Annotated in this window: 14 protein-coding genes; 1 reads left to right on the forward strand and 13 read right to left on the reverse strand. The window is 64.7% G+C overall.

From position 1 onward, the window contains the following. The first annotated feature begins 4 nt into the window (after window positions 1–4). On the forward strand, window positions 5–997 hold the full coding sequence (gene meaB / locus GN300_RS25595) for a methylmalonyl Co-A mutase-associated GTPase MeaB (protein WP_003945003.1): 993 nt from the start codon (window positions 5–7) through the stop codon (window positions 995–997). A 62-nt stretch (window positions 998–1,059) separates the two neighbouring features. On the opposite strand, the gene GN300_RS25600 is transcribed toward meaB, so the two are convergent. From GN300_RS25600 to GN300_RS25660, 13 genes are all read right to left on the reverse strand, one after another. Continuing rightward, window positions 1,060–2,007, reverse strand: coding sequence for a sulfite exporter TauE/SafE family protein (locus GN300_RS25600; RefSeq protein WP_063316403.1), 948 nt, complete (start codon window positions 2,005–2,007; stop codon window positions 1,060–1,062). Window positions 2,008–2,070: 63 nt separating this feature from the next. Then, complete coding sequence (locus tag GN300_RS25605; RefSeq protein WP_156423186.1) at window positions 2,071–2,211, reverse strand: hypothetical protein; 141 nt, start codon at window positions 2,209–2,211, stop codon at window positions 2,071–2,073. A 26-nt stretch (window positions 2,212–2,237) separates the two neighbouring features. Next, window positions 2,238–3,272, reverse strand: a complete 1,035-nt coding sequence (locus GN300_RS25610) for a nucleoside hydrolase (protein ID WP_007727817.1) — start codon at window positions 3,270–3,272, stop codon at window positions 2,238–2,240. After that, window positions 3,265–3,741, reverse strand: coding sequence for an OsmC family protein (locus tag GN300_RS25615; protein ID WP_007727816.1), 477 nt, complete (start codon window positions 3,739–3,741; stop codon window positions 3,265–3,267). The genes GN300_RS25610 and GN300_RS25615 overlap by 8 nt, the downstream gene beginning before the upstream one ends. A gap of 31 nt (window positions 3,742–3,772) precedes the next feature. Continuing rightward, window positions 3,773–5,086, reverse strand: a complete 1,314-nt coding sequence (locus tag GN300_RS25620) for a CoA transferase (protein WP_058038787.1) — start codon at window positions 5,084–5,086, stop codon at window positions 3,773–3,775. An 18-nt stretch (window positions 5,087–5,104) separates the two neighbouring features. After that, the gene (locus GN300_RS25625) at window positions 5,105–5,983 is read right to left on the reverse strand and encodes a hypothetical protein (protein ID WP_058038788.1); all 879 of its coding nucleotides are present in this window, start codon (window positions 5,981–5,983) and stop codon (window positions 5,105–5,107) included. Window positions 5,984–5,986: 3 nt separating this feature from the next. Next, window positions 5,987–7,075, reverse strand: coding sequence for a hemolysin family protein (locus tag GN300_RS25630; RefSeq protein WP_003944826.1), 1,089 nt, complete (start codon window positions 7,073–7,075; stop codon window positions 5,987–5,989). Further along, window positions 7,068–8,450, reverse strand: a complete 1,383-nt coding sequence (locus GN300_RS25635; RefSeq protein ID WP_003944847.1) for a hemolysin family protein — start codon at window positions 8,448–8,450, stop codon at window positions 7,068–7,070. The genes GN300_RS25630 and GN300_RS25635 overlap by 8 nt, the downstream gene beginning before the upstream one ends. A 311-nt stretch (window positions 8,451–8,761) precedes the next feature. After that, entirely contained in the window at window positions 8,762–10,198 is a 1,437-nt protein-coding gene (locus tag GN300_RS25640) for a GuaB1 family IMP dehydrogenase-related protein (RefSeq protein ID WP_020969620.1), read from the reverse strand. 3 nt (window positions 10,199–10,201) lie between these two features. Further along, window positions 10,202–11,083 (reverse strand): DMT family transporter, encoded by an 882-nt coding sequence (locus GN300_RS25645; protein ID WP_042919783.1) that lies wholly within the window; start codon window positions 11,081–11,083, stop codon window positions 10,202–10,204. A gap of 4 nt (window positions 11,084–11,087) precedes the next feature. Continuing rightward, window positions 11,088–12,590, reverse strand: a complete 1,503-nt coding sequence (locus GN300_RS25650; RefSeq protein WP_054188236.1) for a DEAD/DEAH box helicase — start codon at window positions 12,588–12,590, stop codon at window positions 11,088–11,090. Window positions 12,591–12,652: 62 nt separating this feature from the next. Then, window positions 12,653–14,110, reverse strand: coding sequence for an NADP-dependent phosphogluconate dehydrogenase (gene gndA, locus GN300_RS25655; protein WP_063316402.1), 1,458 nt, complete (start codon window positions 14,108–14,110; stop codon window positions 12,653–12,655). Between the two features lie 217 nt (window positions 14,111–14,327). Beyond that, the gene (locus tag GN300_RS25660) at window positions 14,328–16,298 is read right to left on the reverse strand and encodes a DEAD/DEAH box helicase (RefSeq protein ID WP_030536379.1); all 1,971 of its coding nucleotides are present in this window, start codon (window positions 16,296–16,298) and stop codon (window positions 14,328–14,330) included. Window positions 16,299–16,307 lie beyond the last annotated feature (9 nt).

Here is a 16,307-nt window from a genome sequence, read left to right on the forward strand (position 1 = left end):
GAAGATGGCACGTCAGCCCATCGACATTGATTCCCTCGCCGAGGCGGTACGTGGAAATCAGCGTGCCGGCCTCGCTCGGGCGATCACCCTCGTCGAGTCCACTCGCGACGACCACCGGGCCCTCGCGCAGCAGCTTCTACTGAAGTTGCTGCCCGAGGCCGGGGGAGCGCACCGGATCGGCATCACCGGCGTTCCCGGCGTCGGCAAGTCGACCTTCATCGACGCGCTCGGAATGTACTTGCTGGGCAAGGGACATCGGGTTGCGGTGTTGGCGGTCGATCCGTCGTCCACCCGCACCGGCGGCTCGATTCTCGGCGACAAGACACGCATGGCTCGGCTCACCGTCGAACCGAATGCGTACATCCGGCCGTCACCGACGTCCGGCACGCTCGGTGGTGTTGCCAAGGCAACCCGCGAGACCATCGTGCTTCTCGAAGCTGCCGGTTTCGACGTCATCCTGGTGGAGACGGTGGGTGTCGGCCAGTCCGAAGTCACTGTTGCCAACATGGTGGACTGCTTCACGTTCCTGACCCTCGCTCGTACCGGTGATCAGCTCCAGGGCATCAAGAAGGGTGTCCTCGAGCTCGCAGATCTGGTGGCGGTCAACAAGGCCGATGGCAAGCATGAGCGCGAGGCAAAGGGCGCTGCCCGTGAATTGGCGGGTGCGCTTCGCCTGATCTACCCGCACGACGCCATCTGGAAGCCGCCCGTCATCACGATGAGCGGTCTCGAAGGTGTCGGGCTGGACGAGTTCTGGGGAACTGTCACCAAACACCGTGAGGTGCTCACCGAAGCGGGACAGTTCGAGGAGAAGCGTCGCAAGCAACAGGTCGATTGGACCTGGACGATGGTCAACGATCAGCTGCTACGCAGGCTCTCGAGCAACGATCGGGTGCGTGCGATCCGGGCCGACGTCGAGCAGAGCGTGCGTGACGGTTCGCTGACGGCAGCGTTGGCGGCGGGGCGAATTCTCGACGCGTTCGACGGAAGCAACTAGCGCGGAAAGAACGAAATCCCGGGTATCCGAGCGCGGATACCCGGGATTTCTTCTGTGACGAGCTATCGTTCGCGTTTGACTGCAGGCTCGGTGAGTTCGGTCTCGACAGCGAGTTCGACTCCCGTGAAATCGCCTTCTGCCTCGGCCGGGGTGAGAGTGGACCGCTTCCACGCGTAGAACAGCAGCGCTGCCCACGCGCCGAGAATGGTCAGGTAACCGGCCACTGTGACCGCCCCGGTGATGTCGAAGGATTTGAACAGCTTCTGTGCGTTGGTCAACACGATGACGCCGCCCACCGCCGTTCCGAGCAAGGTTGCAGGTACGCGGCTGACCAGCCACGCCGCGAACGGAGCTGCGATGACACCGCCGAGCGCGAGACCGGCGACAACGAGGAGGTTTCCCGCCGACTCACGTCCCAATCCGACAAGGAATCCCAGCGACGCGGCTGACGCGACCAGAAACTCCGAGGCGCTGACCGAGCCGATCACGGTGCGCGGCGCGGTCTTTCCTCGTGAGAGCAGCGTGCTGGTGGTGATCGGACCCCAACCACCACCGCCGGATGCATCGATGAAACCACCGAACAGGCCGAGTGGGGACAGGAAACGTGCAGTGTGCGGGGTGGTACGAGCGTCCGCGACGGCCGGTGGGCGGACCGAAAAGCGTAGTGCCACATAGATACCGATGGCCAGCAGGATCGTCGCCGTGATGGGGACTGCCGCTTCGATGGACAGACCCGAGAGCACAGTTGCGCCGATGAATGCACCGACTGCGCCGGGCACACCGAGCTTGGCGACGAGCTTCCAGTCGATGTTCTTGAACTTCCAATGCGACACACCCGAAGCGAGGGTGGTGCCGACCTCGGCCAGGTGAACAGCGGCGCTGGCCTGAGCCGGACCGAGGCCACCGATCATCAACAGAGTGGTTGCGGTGACACCGAAGGCCATACCGAGGGCGCCGTCGACGAGCTGGGCGCCGACGCCGACAAGGGTGAACAAAAGAAGATTGAACATAAGAAGACAGACTCCGAGCGAAGAAGCGACAAAGTCAGGGGTGCAGGCAGCGAGAATCGCCGCTCAGCAACACGCCTGATCGAAGCATGCGCTACGACGAGTGGGCCAGAACGCCATCAATCCGAGCGCAAATGCCGGGGAGGCATCGTGGCTGGAAATCTGCACGTCAGGTCCTTTGTTCTCGTACGTTGGTGTTCTGTCCATGCGAGCATAGCCGGTGCCCGGCTCGGTCAACCCACGACGCGGGCGTAATTTCCCACTCGGTGGACAAGTCGATCGAAGAATTCCGCCGGATCGGTGCTGACCGCGATATCCGCGTTGGGCTCACGCTTCCAGTGCCCGACCCAGTCCGCAACCGTCGTTCCGATCAGCAGTGGACTCTCGGTTTCGACATCTACCGTTGCCGGTTTCAGCGTCGCCAGGCTCGGATCGAGCGCGACGGCAGCAGCGAAGGGATCATGCATGTGAGCAAGAAATCCCTGGTCGTATTCACGATGAAATTCCATGTAGAACCGGATTGCGTCGGACATATGCCTGATCACGCTGTTGGACGCGGAACTGCGGACGTCGGGACCGTCGTCAGGCGAGATGATCTCTTCCGGGGTGCTCCCGGCAGCTTCGGCGAGCCGACGCACATGTTCGGGGAACATCTCGATGGATTCGGTGACGTTGAGGCCGCAGATGATCGGGCGCCGGTGCGCGGGTACGACGGAGAACGCGTCGAACACCTCCTTGGCGGCGTGCGGATCCACCGAGACGTTCCACTCCGCGGTCGGCGTCGTGTTGCCCGGATAGTTGAACGACCCACCCATCACTACCAGTCGCTTCAGCAGAGACGGCAGATCGGGTTCACGTCTGATCGCCAAGGCCAGGTTGGTGAGCGGCCCCGTCACCAGCCCGGTGAGTTGTCCGGGGTACTCCCGGACGAGATCCACCCAGAGGTCGGTGGCGGTTCGGACCGAGCGCTTGCGACCCGAATCGGGGAGGACCGCATGGCCGATTCCTTGCGGACCGTGAGTCTCCTCGGTGGTGCGCAACGGTATGACCAATGGCTCGCGGGCGCCGAGTGCAACCTCGATGTCCGGGGCGCCGCAGAGCGCAAGCCAGTTCAAGTTGTTGGCCGCGACCTGTTCCACCGGAACGTTGCCGGCGGTGCTCGCAATCCCCAGTATCTCGGCTTCGGGGCTGGCAAGGAGATAGAGAAGCGCCAACGAGTCGTCGATACCGGTGTCGACGTCGACGATGAGCTTGTGCATGTCACTCATCGGTGGCCACCAGGATCGTCGGGGAATGCAGGACGGGGAAGTTCACCGACCGAGCGATGAAGCACTTCGTGTGTGCGGGGCCGTGAAGCTCCTGGGCCTTCTCGACCATCGACGCCTCCGCGACCAACACCGTCGGATTCAACGTCACTTCGATGAACTGGCCGCCGCCATCGGATTCCTCGATCATGCTGCCGACCGGCTGATCGCTGTAGTCGAGAACGACGACCCCAGCGGCAGCTGCCAGCCCGAGGTACCAGAGCATGTGGCACTGGGCGAGGGAGGCAACGAGCAGTTCCTCGGGGTTCCATCGCTGCGCGTCACCGCGGAACGAGGGATCGGAGCTGCCGAGAAGTTCCGGCTTTCCGACCGCGGATATTGCATGATTGCGCGAATATCCCTGCGTGCTGGACGTTCCGGTTCCCAGATCGCCCGTCCACTGAAGGTCGAGTGTGTAGGTATGTGACTTCACAGGTCCATCTTGCCCTGAATGTGCCGGTCCCTCAGTGTGCCCACTCCGCGCGATCCGATCCCCACGGATGGGCTGGTTCGGGGTAGTCCTCGAACTCTGCCAGCGCGGGTCGTGCGGTGGTCACGTCGGCATGGTTGACAACAACATTCAGGCCGGGAGCCGTCGGCAGACCAGGATGGACGGTTCGGCCGGGTGCGTCGAGAAGACGAGCGCCTGTGCTTGCCAGCGACACGTCGACATCGCGGCCACGGCCGTCCTGCGAGCGCAGCGTCAACGCGTCGAGGATCCCCGCTGCCAAGAAGTATCCGGTCGAGTGGTCGAGTGCCTGCGCCGGAAGCGCACCAGGGTTCTCACCACCCGCGAGGAACGAAATGCCGGACGCGGCCTGCACGATGCTGTCGAAGCCGCGGCGATTCGCCCACGGACCTTCCCATCCCCATGCGCTGACGCGCCCGTGAATCAGGTGGGCGGGAAGATCCTGCCCGATGAGCGCTTCGAGTGCACCCGGCCGGTAGCCGGTGACCAGTACGTCTGCGGTTTCGAGGAGTTCTCGGAACGCTGTCGCTCCCGCCGAGGACTTCAGGTCGAGAAGCGCCGACCGCTTGCCCTGTCCACTGTCGAGGTGCTGCCATCCGATCTCGGGGATCGCCGGGGGATCGATCCGCAGAACGTCAGCGCCGACCAACGCCAGGGCACGCGTCGCGACCGGACCGGCGATGACGCGGGTCAGGTCGAGAACGCGTGGGCGCGTCGGATGCGTGCGGGGTTTTCCCTCGTCGCGTGCTCGGATGGATACCAGAGGCGCAGACCTCGCAGCTGCGCACTGCTCACTCAGGCGCCACTCGGTCTCGGTACGAACACGGACCGCGATGGCTCCGATCTCGGCGGCCTGCAGCTCGATCTCGATGGCGCTGAGTTCGGATATCCGTTGCACCACTGCATCTTTGGGTGATCCATCATCGAGCTCGAGGACGGCGAGCAGGCGGTCGCGATGGTGCGGATAGTTGCCGTGCGTGCGGACCCAACCGTCGCGGGCGGCAAAGAACCCCGAGTGCTCGGAGAACCCGTTGATCGGCTCGCCGCCGATCCGGAACAGTCGATCGCTCGAGAAGGACGCGGCGATGCGCTCGGGATCGAGGGTCCAGTGTCCGTCGCCCGGGCTGGTTGACCGATGAATCGCCGAGGCGAACGCCGCTACCGAGCCCGCAGCGAGGTCGAACACCGGCAAGTGCGCCGCAAGGAAACCCGCCGAGTCCGGGCATTCGATGTGCCCGCGGCGGTCGTCGGTGTGCACCCCGACATCACGCTGGTATTCGTCGAGATAGAACCCGTACCCGTGATCCATGCGACGCCTTTCGGCAGTTCAGTGGCCGAGAAGCTCCCGGCACTTCTCTGCCAGCGTATCGCGGAGCGGCGCAGCACGATCCGCCAACTGTTGTTGCTCACGCACGTATTCGGCGCGGCCCGCGGGAGTTTCGATACGAATGGGGGAGTACCCGTACTCGGCGAGGTCGTATGGGCTCGCGCGCATGTCGAGTTCACGGGCCAGGAGCGCGTGTTCGAAGCACCGCATCACCAGGTCGGAATCGACGAGTGGCAACAATTTGAAGCTCCACTTGTACAGATCCATACCGGCGTGCAGGCAGCCCGGCTGTTCGTGATCGATCTGAGTTTCGCGTGCAAGCGGGAGCGAGTTCTTGGGGGCCGCGTCCGGTGTGAAGAACCGGAACGCGTCGTAGTGCGTGCATTTGAGTGGCAGGGATTCGACGACCGCGTCGGTACCGGCGAACCCGAGTCGCAGCGGCACCGACTGGTGACGGATTGCGTCCTCGCCCCCGCGATAGACCATCGCCCATTCGTGGAGGCCGAAGCAACCCAGCACAGCGGGCCGCGCAGACGTCTGATTCAACAGATTCCACACGAATTCGACTGTGTGACGCCGACGCTCCAGCACTGAGGCCTCGACCGTCGCGGTACCCGACTCGTCGACGCGGTAGCCGGAGAAGGCTGCGTATTCGGCGGCGTTCTCGAGCGCGACTCCGTACCCGGGGTGCCAGCGGCGCAGTTGAGCGGGTTTGAAGTTGTAGTACGTGAAGAGGAAGTCGTGCACCGGGTGAGAGATACCGGCGCTACGACGCGCTCGGTGCGGCTCGACGAGCTTCTCCACCTCCTCGAGGTGAAGTGCCCGCCGAGCCGTCCACTCGCTCTGCGCGAGTGCGAGTGAATGCACCGAACGTGTCATCGATCAGCTGTTTCTTTGTCCGGGAACAGCATCCGTGCCGCGATGCGTGCCATCGCGGACCGTTCCGACGTACTCCTCGAGGAGATCCTCGAGCGCGACGATACCGATCACCACTCCGTCAGCGTCCGTGACAGCGCCGAGGTGCGAGCTGGCCCGACGAAGGCCGGCCAACGCTTCGGCCAGCGGTGTGCTGAGCGGAACGATGGGCAGCGGCCGGATATCCGACGTCGGAACGACGGTGTCCGGTCCAGCGGCCTCGTCGAGCACCTCGTCGAGCACGTCCTTGAGGTGCACGTACCCAGCCAGCGATCCGTCGCTCGCTCGCACCGGGTAACGCGAGTATCCGGTCTCGATGACCGCACGCTCGATCTCACCCAGTGTTGTTCCCGACGGTGTGAGGGGAATGGTCCGCACCTTGTCGAGAGTGATCAGGACCTCGGAGACGGTCCGATCGGTCGATTCGAGTGCCTGCTTCAACCGCCGGTGTTCTTCGGCGTCGATCAGACCTTCAGATCGCGATTCACCGATCATCGCGGACAACTCCACCGCCGAGACCGTGACGTCGAGTTCGTCCTTGGGTTCGACGCGCAGGAGCTTGAGCACTCCGTTCGCGCACAGGTTGTAGAACGCGATGATCGGGCGAGCGATCTTGATGAACGCCAGATGCACGGGAACGAGCAGCATGGCCGTCTTCTCGGGGCCGGCCAACGCGATGTTCTTGGGCACCATCTCGCCGAGCAGGATGTGCAGCACGACGACGAGCGACAGCGCGATGGCAAACGAGATCGGGTGCAGCAATCCGTCGGGCAGGCCGACGGCTTCCATCGGCACCTCGAGGAGGTGCGCAATGGCGGGCTCGGCGACCTTACCGAGGAGGATCGAGCAGATCGTGATGCCCAGCTGAGCCGCCGCAAGCATGAGCGAGAGGTTCTCACCGGCCTTGATGACTGTGAGCGCCCGCTTCTTGCCTTGCGCGACCAGTGCTTCGAGACGGTCACGTCGTGCGGAGATCAGTGCGAACTCCGCACCGACGAAGAATGCATTGCCGGCGAGCAGCACGACGGTGAGGAGTACACCGAAGAGGTTATTCATCGTCGGACTCCTTCTTGCTGTCGTCTGCGGATTCGGGTTCGACGTAAGCGGGGACCGGCGTGATGGTCACCCGGTCGATACGGCGGCCGTCCATGCCGGTCACTCGTGCAATCCACTTTCCGCGCGAATCACCGGACGAGTCGACGTCGGGCAATTCCACCTCGTCACCCTCGTCGGGGATGCGGCCCAGTTCGGTGAGCACCAAGCCGCCGAGCGTGTCGTAGTCGCCTTCGGGAGCGGTGTACCCGGTAGCCGAAGTGACCTCGTCGATGCGCAGGAGACCGGAGCACGACCATCCGTCGCCGACGCGCTGCACGTCGAGTTCGGGTTCGTCGTGTTCGTCGCGCACATCGCCGACGATTTCCTCGATGAGGTCTTCCATCGTGACGATGCCGGCAGTTCCGCCGTACTCGTCGACGACGAGCGCAACCTGCATACCGTCCGAGCGGATTCGCTCCATGACGGTGTCCCCGTCCAGGCTCGACGGCACGACGGGAACACGTTGAGCCAGACTGTCGACGCGCGTCGTGCGCCGACGTTCGGCCGGAACGGTGAACGCGTGCTTGATGTGTACGACGCCGACCGTGTCGTCGAGATCGCCGCGAACGACCGGGAAGCGTGAATAGCCGGTCCGCGACGCCGTCACGATCAGGTCTGCGACGGTGTCCGAGAGTTCCAGCGATTCGATCTTCACTCGCGGAGTCATCAGCTCTTCTGCCGTGCGGTCACCGAACTGCAGTGAACGGTCGACGAGCATCGCCGTGCCCTTGTCGATGGACCCGCGCTGCGCGGACGTCCGCACGAGGGACCCGAGTTCCTGCGGTGATCGCGCGGAGCGCAATTCCTCCGCGGGTTCGATGCCCAGGCGTCGCACGATCCAGTTGGCGGTTCCGTTGAGGCCGTTGATGGCCCACCGGAAGATCAGCGAGAACCCTGCTTGCAGGCCCGCAGTCGCGCGGGCGGTGGGCATCGGCTTGGAGATTGCGAGGTTCTTCGGTACGAGCTCACCGAAGATCATGGAGAACGAGGTCGCGATCACGAGCGCCAGGATCAAAGACGTTGTCGAGGCCGCGGATTCACTGAGCCCGACGGCCTTCGTGACCGGTGTGATGAACCGTGCCAGGACCGGCTCGGCCAGGTAACCGGTGATCAGGGTTGTGATCGTGATGCCCAGCTGAGCGCCGGAGAGCTGGAACGAAAGAGTCTTGTGCGCGTGTTGAACCTGCCGCGAGCGTCGGTCGCCGCCACGAGCAGCTTCGTCGACGGTGCTGCGTTCGAGCGCGGTCAGTGAGAATTCGGCCGCCACGAAGAGGGCGGTGCCTGCAGTCAGCGCGATGAAGCCGACCAGGCTGAGAATGGTGAAAACGATGTCCATGTGTCATCGCCACCTGAGATGTGCACGGGGGCCGCCGGGTTTGTCTCCCGGCTCGCTAGAGGAGCCCTCCGAACCGGCGGAATCAGAAGATTCCTCGGATAAGACGACGGGTGTAGCGCCGGGTAAGTGTGTGGGTGCCTCGGGCACCGGGTTCCTTTCGTCAGAGCCGAGTAGTTCTCGGCTGTAGCGGGCTCGGTCGGGTCGCCGAAGGGCACCCGACCGAGTTTTGTTTTCTGTTTACGGATCCAATGATACCGGCGGGTGCCCGGGAGTAGGGACCCGAGCACCCGCCGACAGTCACAGAACGTGGTTCACCAACCAGACGGAAGCGGCCGTCCTTCGGCAAATCCGGCGGCGGACTGCACGCCCAGAACGGCCTTCTCGTGCAGCTCCTCGAGAGAACGCGCACCCGCGTACGTGCAGGTACTGCGCACGCCGGAACAGATCTGATCGATCAGGTCCTCGACTCCGGGGCGCTCGGGATCGAGACGCATCCGCGAACTGGAGATGCCTTCCTCGAACAATCCCTTACGGGCGCGATCGAAAGCCGTTTCGGTGGCTGTGCGAGCGGCAACAGCGCGCTTGGAGGCCATACCGAAGCTCTCCTTGTACGCGTTGCCCGCCTGATCGACTTTGAGATCGCCGGGGGACTCGTATGTGCCGGCGAACCACGAGCCGATCATGACGTTCGACGCGCCCGCCGCGAGGGCGAGTGCAACGTCGCGGGGGTGTCGAACGCCGCCGTCGGCCCAGACGTGCTTGCCGAGCTCACGTGCCGCTGCAGCACATTCCGCGACGGCCGAGAACTGCGGGCGTCCGACGCCGGTCATCATGCGAGTCGTGCACATGGCTCCGGGCCCGACGCCGACCTTGACGATGTCCGCGCCTGCGGCGATCAGATCACGGGTTCCCTGTGCGGAGACCACGTTGCCTGCAACCAACGGGACGCCGAGATCGAGCGCCTTGAGGGTGGTGAGCGCATCGATCATTCTCTGCTGGTGACCGTGAGCCGTGTCCACGACGATCACGTCTGCACCGGCGTCGACGAGAGCCTTGGCCTTGGCGCCCACGTCACCGTTCACACCGACCGCCGCAGCGACCCGGAGTGCGCCGCGCTCGTCGACTGCGGGGTCGTAGATGCCGGCACGGATCGCGCCGGTGCGGGTGAGGACGCCGGCAAGAGTCCCGTCTTCGTTGACGATGACCGCCAGCGGATCGTGCTTGGTTTCGAGCAGTTCGAAGACCTCACGCGGTGTGGCGGTGACCGGGGCCGTGACGAAGTCGGTGATCGCGACGGTACGGAGGCGAGTGAACCGATCGACATCCGCGCAGGCAGCCTCCGTGACGACACCGAGAGGCTTACCGTCCTCGACCACCACGACCGCGCCGTGAGCACGCTTGGGAAGCAGCGCCAGCGCATCGGAGACGGCGTCGTCCGGACTCAGCGTGACCGGCGTATCGGCGACGAGGTGGCGGCTCTTGACGAACGCCACGGTCTCGGCGACAGCTTCGGTGGGGACGTCCTGCGGAATGATGACCAGTCCGCCGCGGCGGGCGACAGTCTCCGCCATGCGGCGGCCGGCGACTGCGGTCATATTGGCGACCACGACGGGAATGGTCGTTCCGGATCCGTCGGAAGAATTGAGATCGACGTCGAACCGAGAGGTGACCTCGGTCCGGTTAGGGACGAGGAAGACGTCGTCGTAGGTCAGGTCGTATGGGGGGCGTTGCCCTTCGAGGAACTGCACGTTTCACGAGCCTACCGTCGATTCCGCCGTAGCGCCCTCGGTATCGCGCGCTTGTGAGCGGGAGAGGGCGATCGTGGTCATGATCATGACGGCGACGGCGCACCCGATGAGAGCAATTCCGGGACCGTCGACGCGGAGGCGTTCGTCGAGCACTGTCATCCCCAGGAAGATGGCCGCGATCGGCTCGCCGATCGTCAGGGCGGGTAGCGACGCCGACAGCGGCCCGACCTGGAACGCGCGCTGTTGCAGGTAGACCCCGATTGCGCCCGAGGCGATCAGCGCCCACGTCTGCCATGCCGAAATCACCCCGATGACGCCGTGGCCGAGTAGGTCGGTGACGTACTTGGTGAATGCGACGGCGACGCCGTAGAAGATGCCTGCCGCAGAGCCGAGAAGCAGTGCGCGCCAGCCGCCGTCGAGTTTGGACAAGCCGCCGACAGTTGCGGCCACGGCCACTGCGACCGTAATCGTCAGGGGCACAGCCCAATCCGACCATGGAGCATTGCTGTCTCCCTCGGTGGGATCGCCGACGACGAGGAAGATCGCCAAGGAAATCGCGAGCATGATCGCCAGTGACCACGCGGAACGGGTGATGCGGATTCCCGAGAATTTGGCCGAGAGAGGCAGCGCGAACAGCAACGAGGTCACGATCAGCGGCTGCACCACCAACACCGAACCCAACGACAGTGCAACGGCCTGCATGACGTACCCGCCGCCGTCACCGATCAGCCCGGCCCACCACCGAGGACTGCGAATCAACGACGCCACCAACGCCTCGCCCTCGGGAACCGCGGACGCCGCCCGTTGCTGAGCGACCGAAGCGCACGCGAAGAGCAGTGCAGCGAGAAGTGCGCAGAGAACCGAGATCAGTGGAAGATCACCCATTCCCTCAGTGTGCGCGCTTGCCCGCCCGATTTCCGGCAGACGGCTTTCCTGCGCCGGGTGCGCCGCGACGCGGGGTCAAGCCCTTGGACGCCAGACGCTCCGAACGGGTCGGGACCGGAGTGCCGTCCGCACGGATCTTCTTCACACTCTTCGGATCGGTGACGCGCCGCGAGGAGGCGGCGCGCTTGTCGCCGTCCTTCTTCATCCGGCCTCCGGCAGCGGTCCGGCCTGCAGTGTCGTGTTCCTGACGGCCACGCTTGGCGGTGTGCTTGACGGCAACCGTCGTATCGGGAGCCTCGACCGGAATTCCCGTCGGCTCCATCGCACCGGTGATGCGCGTGAGCTCAAGATCGTCAGGACGAACCCGCACACCGTGAACCTTGATGCCTGCCTGCCTGGTCAACTTCTCGACCGATTCACGTTCTTCGTCGGTGACGATGGTGACGACGACGCCCGATTCGCCGGCGCGTGCCGTCCGGCCGGCCCGGTGCAGGTAGTCCTTCGCCTCGGCCGGGGGATCGACGTGAACGACGAGCGTCACGTCGTCGACATGGATTCCGCGCGCGGCGACATCGGTGGCGACCAGGACCGGTGTTGTCCCGTCGGAGAACGACGCGAGGGTCTTGGTCCGATTGTTCTGCGTCTTGCCGCCGTGCAGAGCCCCCGCCGAGACGCCGATCAAATGCAGTTGCTGCGCAAGACGATCCACACCGTGCTTGGTCTTGACGAACATGATGGTCCGCCCCGCACGCGAAGCGATATGTGCGACAACGGATCTCTTGTCGTCGCGGTCGACGAAAAGCAGGTGATGCTCCATGGTCGAGACGGTCGCAACCGGGGGAGCAGTCGAGTGCGACGCCGGATTGCGCAGGTAACCCGCGACCAGATCGTCGACCTTGCCGTCGAGTGTCGCCGAAAAGAGAAGACGCTGACCGTCTTTCGGAGTCGTGTCGAGAATCTTCGCAACCTCGTCGATGAAACCCATGTCCGCCATGTGGTCGGCTTCGTCGATGGTCGTGATCACGACGTCGTCGAGAATCACCGACTTCTGCTCGAGTAGGTCGAGCAGGCGCCCGGGGGTCGCGATCAGCAGATCGACGCCGCGGGCAAGGATGTCGGCCTGACGCTTGATCGGAACGCCCCCGACCGCATTTGCCACACGCAAACCGATCTCGGTAGCGGCGTCGTCGAGTGCCTTGTGGATCTGGATCGCCAGCTCACGGGTGGGAGCGAGCACCAAACCGCGCGGACGATTCCGCTTGCTCGCCCCACCCTTGAGGCGCACCAGCATCGGAAGCCCGAAGGCCAGAGTCTTTCCGGAACCCGTCGCACCGCGCCCGAGTACATCCCGACCGGCAAGAACATCGGGGATGGTTGCCGACTGAATGGGGAAGGGGGCATCGATGCCGCTTCGGCGCAACGCGTGCACCATCACGGCGGGGATTCCGAGGTCGACGAACGAACGCCCTTCGGTCGAGGTGGGCGAGTCGATCGTCGATTCCTGCATTTGTCCAGGCTACCGGGTATCGGTAGACGCAGATGACCGCATCTACCGATACCCGCTGTGAATCAGGCCTCGATTTCGCTGCGGTCACCGCTCCACAGTGTGTGGAACTTGCCCGGCTTGTCGATGCGCTCGTAGGTGTGCGCGCCGAAGAAGTCGCGCTGACCCTGAGTCAGGGCGGCCGGCAGACGCTCCGCGCGCAGACCGTCGTAGTACGACAGCGAGGACGCGAACGCAGGTACCGGAATGCCGAGCATCGTCGCGGTGGCGACCACGCGGCGCCAGCTGTCGATGCCTGCCTCGATGGCCTCGCGGAAGTACGGCGCCAGAATCAAGCTCGGCAGGCTCGGATCGGCGTCGAACGCGTCCTTGATGCGGTTGAGGAACTGCGCACGGATGATGCAGCCACCGCGCCAGATCGTCGCCAGGTCGGCAGGCTTGAGGTTCCAGTCGTACTCGGCGCTGCCGGCAGCGATCTGATCGAAGCCCTGCGCGTACGCCACGATCTTCGACGCGTACAGCGCGGCCTGGATGTCGGCGGCAAACTGCTCGGCGTCAGCAGGCTTGTCGCCGAGAGAGCCGGCAGCCAGACCCTGCGCCTGAGCTGCGGCGCGCTGATTGCGGCTACCGGACAGTGCGCGAGCAAATACGGCCTCGGCGATACCGGTGACCGGCACGCCCAGATCCAGAGCGGACTTGACCGTCCAGCGGCCCGTTCCCTTCTGCTCGGCAGCGTCGACGATGACGTCGACCAACGGCTTGCCCGTCTCGGCGTCGACCTGGCGGAGCACCTCGGCGGTGATCTCGATCAGGTAGGACTCAAGGGTGCCCTTGTTCCACTCGGTGAAGACGTCGGCAACCTGACCGGCGTCGTAGCCCAGAGCGTCGCGGAAGAGGTTGTACGCCTCGCCGATGAGCTGCATGTCGGCGTACTCGATGCCGTTGTGCACCATCTTGACGAAGTGACCGCTGCCGTCGGGGCCGATGTGCGCGCAGCACGGGGTGCCGTCGACGTGAGCGGAGATGGACTCGAGAAGCGGGCCGAGAGCCTCGTAGGACTCCTTCGGGCCGCCCGGCATGATCGACGGACCGTTGAGTGCGCCTTCTTCGCCACCGGAGATACCGGCGCCGACGAAGTGCAGACCGCGGGCGCGGATCGCCGCTTCACGACGGATCGTGTCGGTGTAGAGCGAGTTGCCACCGTCGATGATGATGTCGCCGGGCTCCATGGCGTTCGCGAGCTCTTCGATGACAGCATCGGTCGGGGCGCCCGCCTTGACCATGATCAGGACGCGTCGCGGCTTCTGAAGTGCGGCAACAAACTCCTCGACGGTCTCGGTGCGCACGAAATCGCCCTCGGAACCATGCTCGGCGATCAGGGCATCGGTCTTCGCGATGCTGCGGTTGTGCAGGGCAACGGTGTGACCGTGGCGGGCGAAATTGCGGGCAATATTCGAACCCATGACGGCCAGGCCGGTGACGCCGATCTGAGCTCGGGGTGATTCGGTGCTAGTGGTTGACATGCTTACAGCTTTCCCTCTCGGTCCGCGGCTGTGAAATCCTGCGCTGTGCGCAGCCGAAAACGGTGCGGCCGCGACGCGCGTGAACATCAGACCGTGCATACAAAACACGGATGCAGATCACTTTAATTGCAGTGACCTGCATCCGTCTCGATACAGCTTCCGGCACAGCCGGAAGGTTCTCAGTGTTCAGTTGTCGAGCCGCAGCTCAGCGCAGGTATTACCGCTGATCGCGCTTCGGGCCGTCGAATCCGTCATAGCTACGACGGTCGGTGCGGCTGCGGAAGCCGCCACCGCTGGTCGAGGCTGCACGGTTGTCGCCGCCTTCGCGGTTTCCCTGGTATCCGCCGGAGGAGCGGTTGCCCTGGTAGCCGGTCGAGGGGCGGCTGTCGCGATCGCCGTACGAGCGGTTGTTGTCACGGCTGCCCTGGTATCCACCACCGGACGAACGGTTGCCCTGGTATCCGCCGCGGCTCTCGCCGTCACGGCTTCCCTGGTATCCGCCCGACGAGCGGTTGCCCTGGTAACCCGTCGACGGGCGGCTGTCGCGGTCTCCGTAGGACGGACGGCTGTCACGGTTGCCCTGGTAACCACCGCTGGAGCGATCACCCTGGTATCCACCACCGGACGAACGGTTGCCCTGGTATCCGCCGCGGCTCTCGCCGTCGCGGTTGCCCTGGTAGCCACCCGAAGAGCGGTTTCCTTGGTATCCGGTCGAGGGGCGGCTGTCGCGGTTGCCCTGGTAACCACCGCTGGAGCGATCACCCTGGTATCCGCCGCGGCTCTCGCCGTCGCGGTTGCCCTGGTAGCCACCCGAAGAACGGTTGCCTTGGTATCCACCGGACGAGCGGTTGCCCTGGTATCCGCCACGGCTTCCACCACGATCACCGAAGGAACGCTCGCCACGAGAAGAGCTCTCGCGCAACGGTTCTCCGGTCGGCTTCTTGGCACCGGTGATTCGAGCAAGTTCAGCAGAACCCGGGGTGACGGCAACGGCTGCGGCATTGACGCCGGCCATTCCGGTCAGCCGCTTGAACTGACGCTTCTGGTTGGGCAGCACGATGGCGACAACGGTGCCCTTCTCGCCGGCGCGAGCGGTACGACCAGCGCGGTGCAGGTAGTCCTTGTGGTCGGCCGGGGGATCGACGTGAACGACGAGGTCGATGCCGTCGACGTGGATTCCGCGTGCTGCGACGTCCGTTGCGACGAGGACCGGGGTGCGGCCGTTCTTGAAACGCTCGAGGACGCGGGTGCGCTGGTTCTGTGCCTTGCCGCCGTGAAGCGACTCGGCAGCGATGCCGACTGCGCGGAGGCGGTCGGTGATTCCCTCGCAACCGAGCTTGGTGCGGGCGAACATGATGGTGCGTCCGTCGCGGGCACCGATCTCGGCGAGGACTGAATCCTTCTGTCCACGATCGACGAGGAGGACGTAGTGCTCCATCGTGTCGACGCTTGCGCGGCCGTCTTCGGTGGAGTGGGTGACGTGGTTGGCCAGGAACTGACGAACCAGCGACTGGACCTCACGGTCGAGGGTTGCCGAGAACAGCAGACGCTGTCCGTCTGCGGGGGTCTCGCCGAGGATCGAGCGAACCTCGGGCAGGAAGCCCATGTCTGCCATCTGATCGGCTTCGTCGAGTGCGGTGATTTCCACCGAGTCGAGGATGCAGGTGCCCTGACGCAGGTGGTCGCCGAGACGACCCGGCGTTGCGACGAGGACGTCTACGCCGCGTCGGAGCTGATCGACCTGCTTGGCGAACGGCGTTCCACCGACAGCGGGACGAACCGTGAGTCCGAGTGCGCCGGCGTAGGAGTTGAGGGAGTCGACCACCTGGAAAGCAAGCTCACGGGTGGGGACGAGCACGAGTGCGCGGGGACGCTTGGCGGCCGGGCGATCTTCGTGGCGTGAGAGGCGGGTCAGCATCGGCAGGCCGAAGGCGAGGGTCTTGCCCGATCCGGTCTGTGCGCGGCCGAGAACGTTGGTTCCGGCGAGCGCGTCCGGGATGGACTGCGCCTGGATGGGGGACGGGACGGTGATGGAGTTGCGCGCCAATGCGGCAACAAGCTGCTCGGGCAGGCCGATCTCGGCGAAGGTGATACCCGGCTCGGTGGCGACTGCTTCTTCGGCAGCGGGGGTGTTGACGGTGGGGTCTTCGATGTTCTCGGAAGACGACATTTGGACAGCGTTGGTCACGCGGAAACC

The organism is Rhodococcus sp. Ni2 (assembly GCF_021352185.1).
GTDB classification, from domain to species: Bacteria; Actinomycetota; Actinomycetes; order Mycobacteriales; family Mycobacteriaceae; genus Rhodococcus_F; species Rhodococcus_F qingshengii.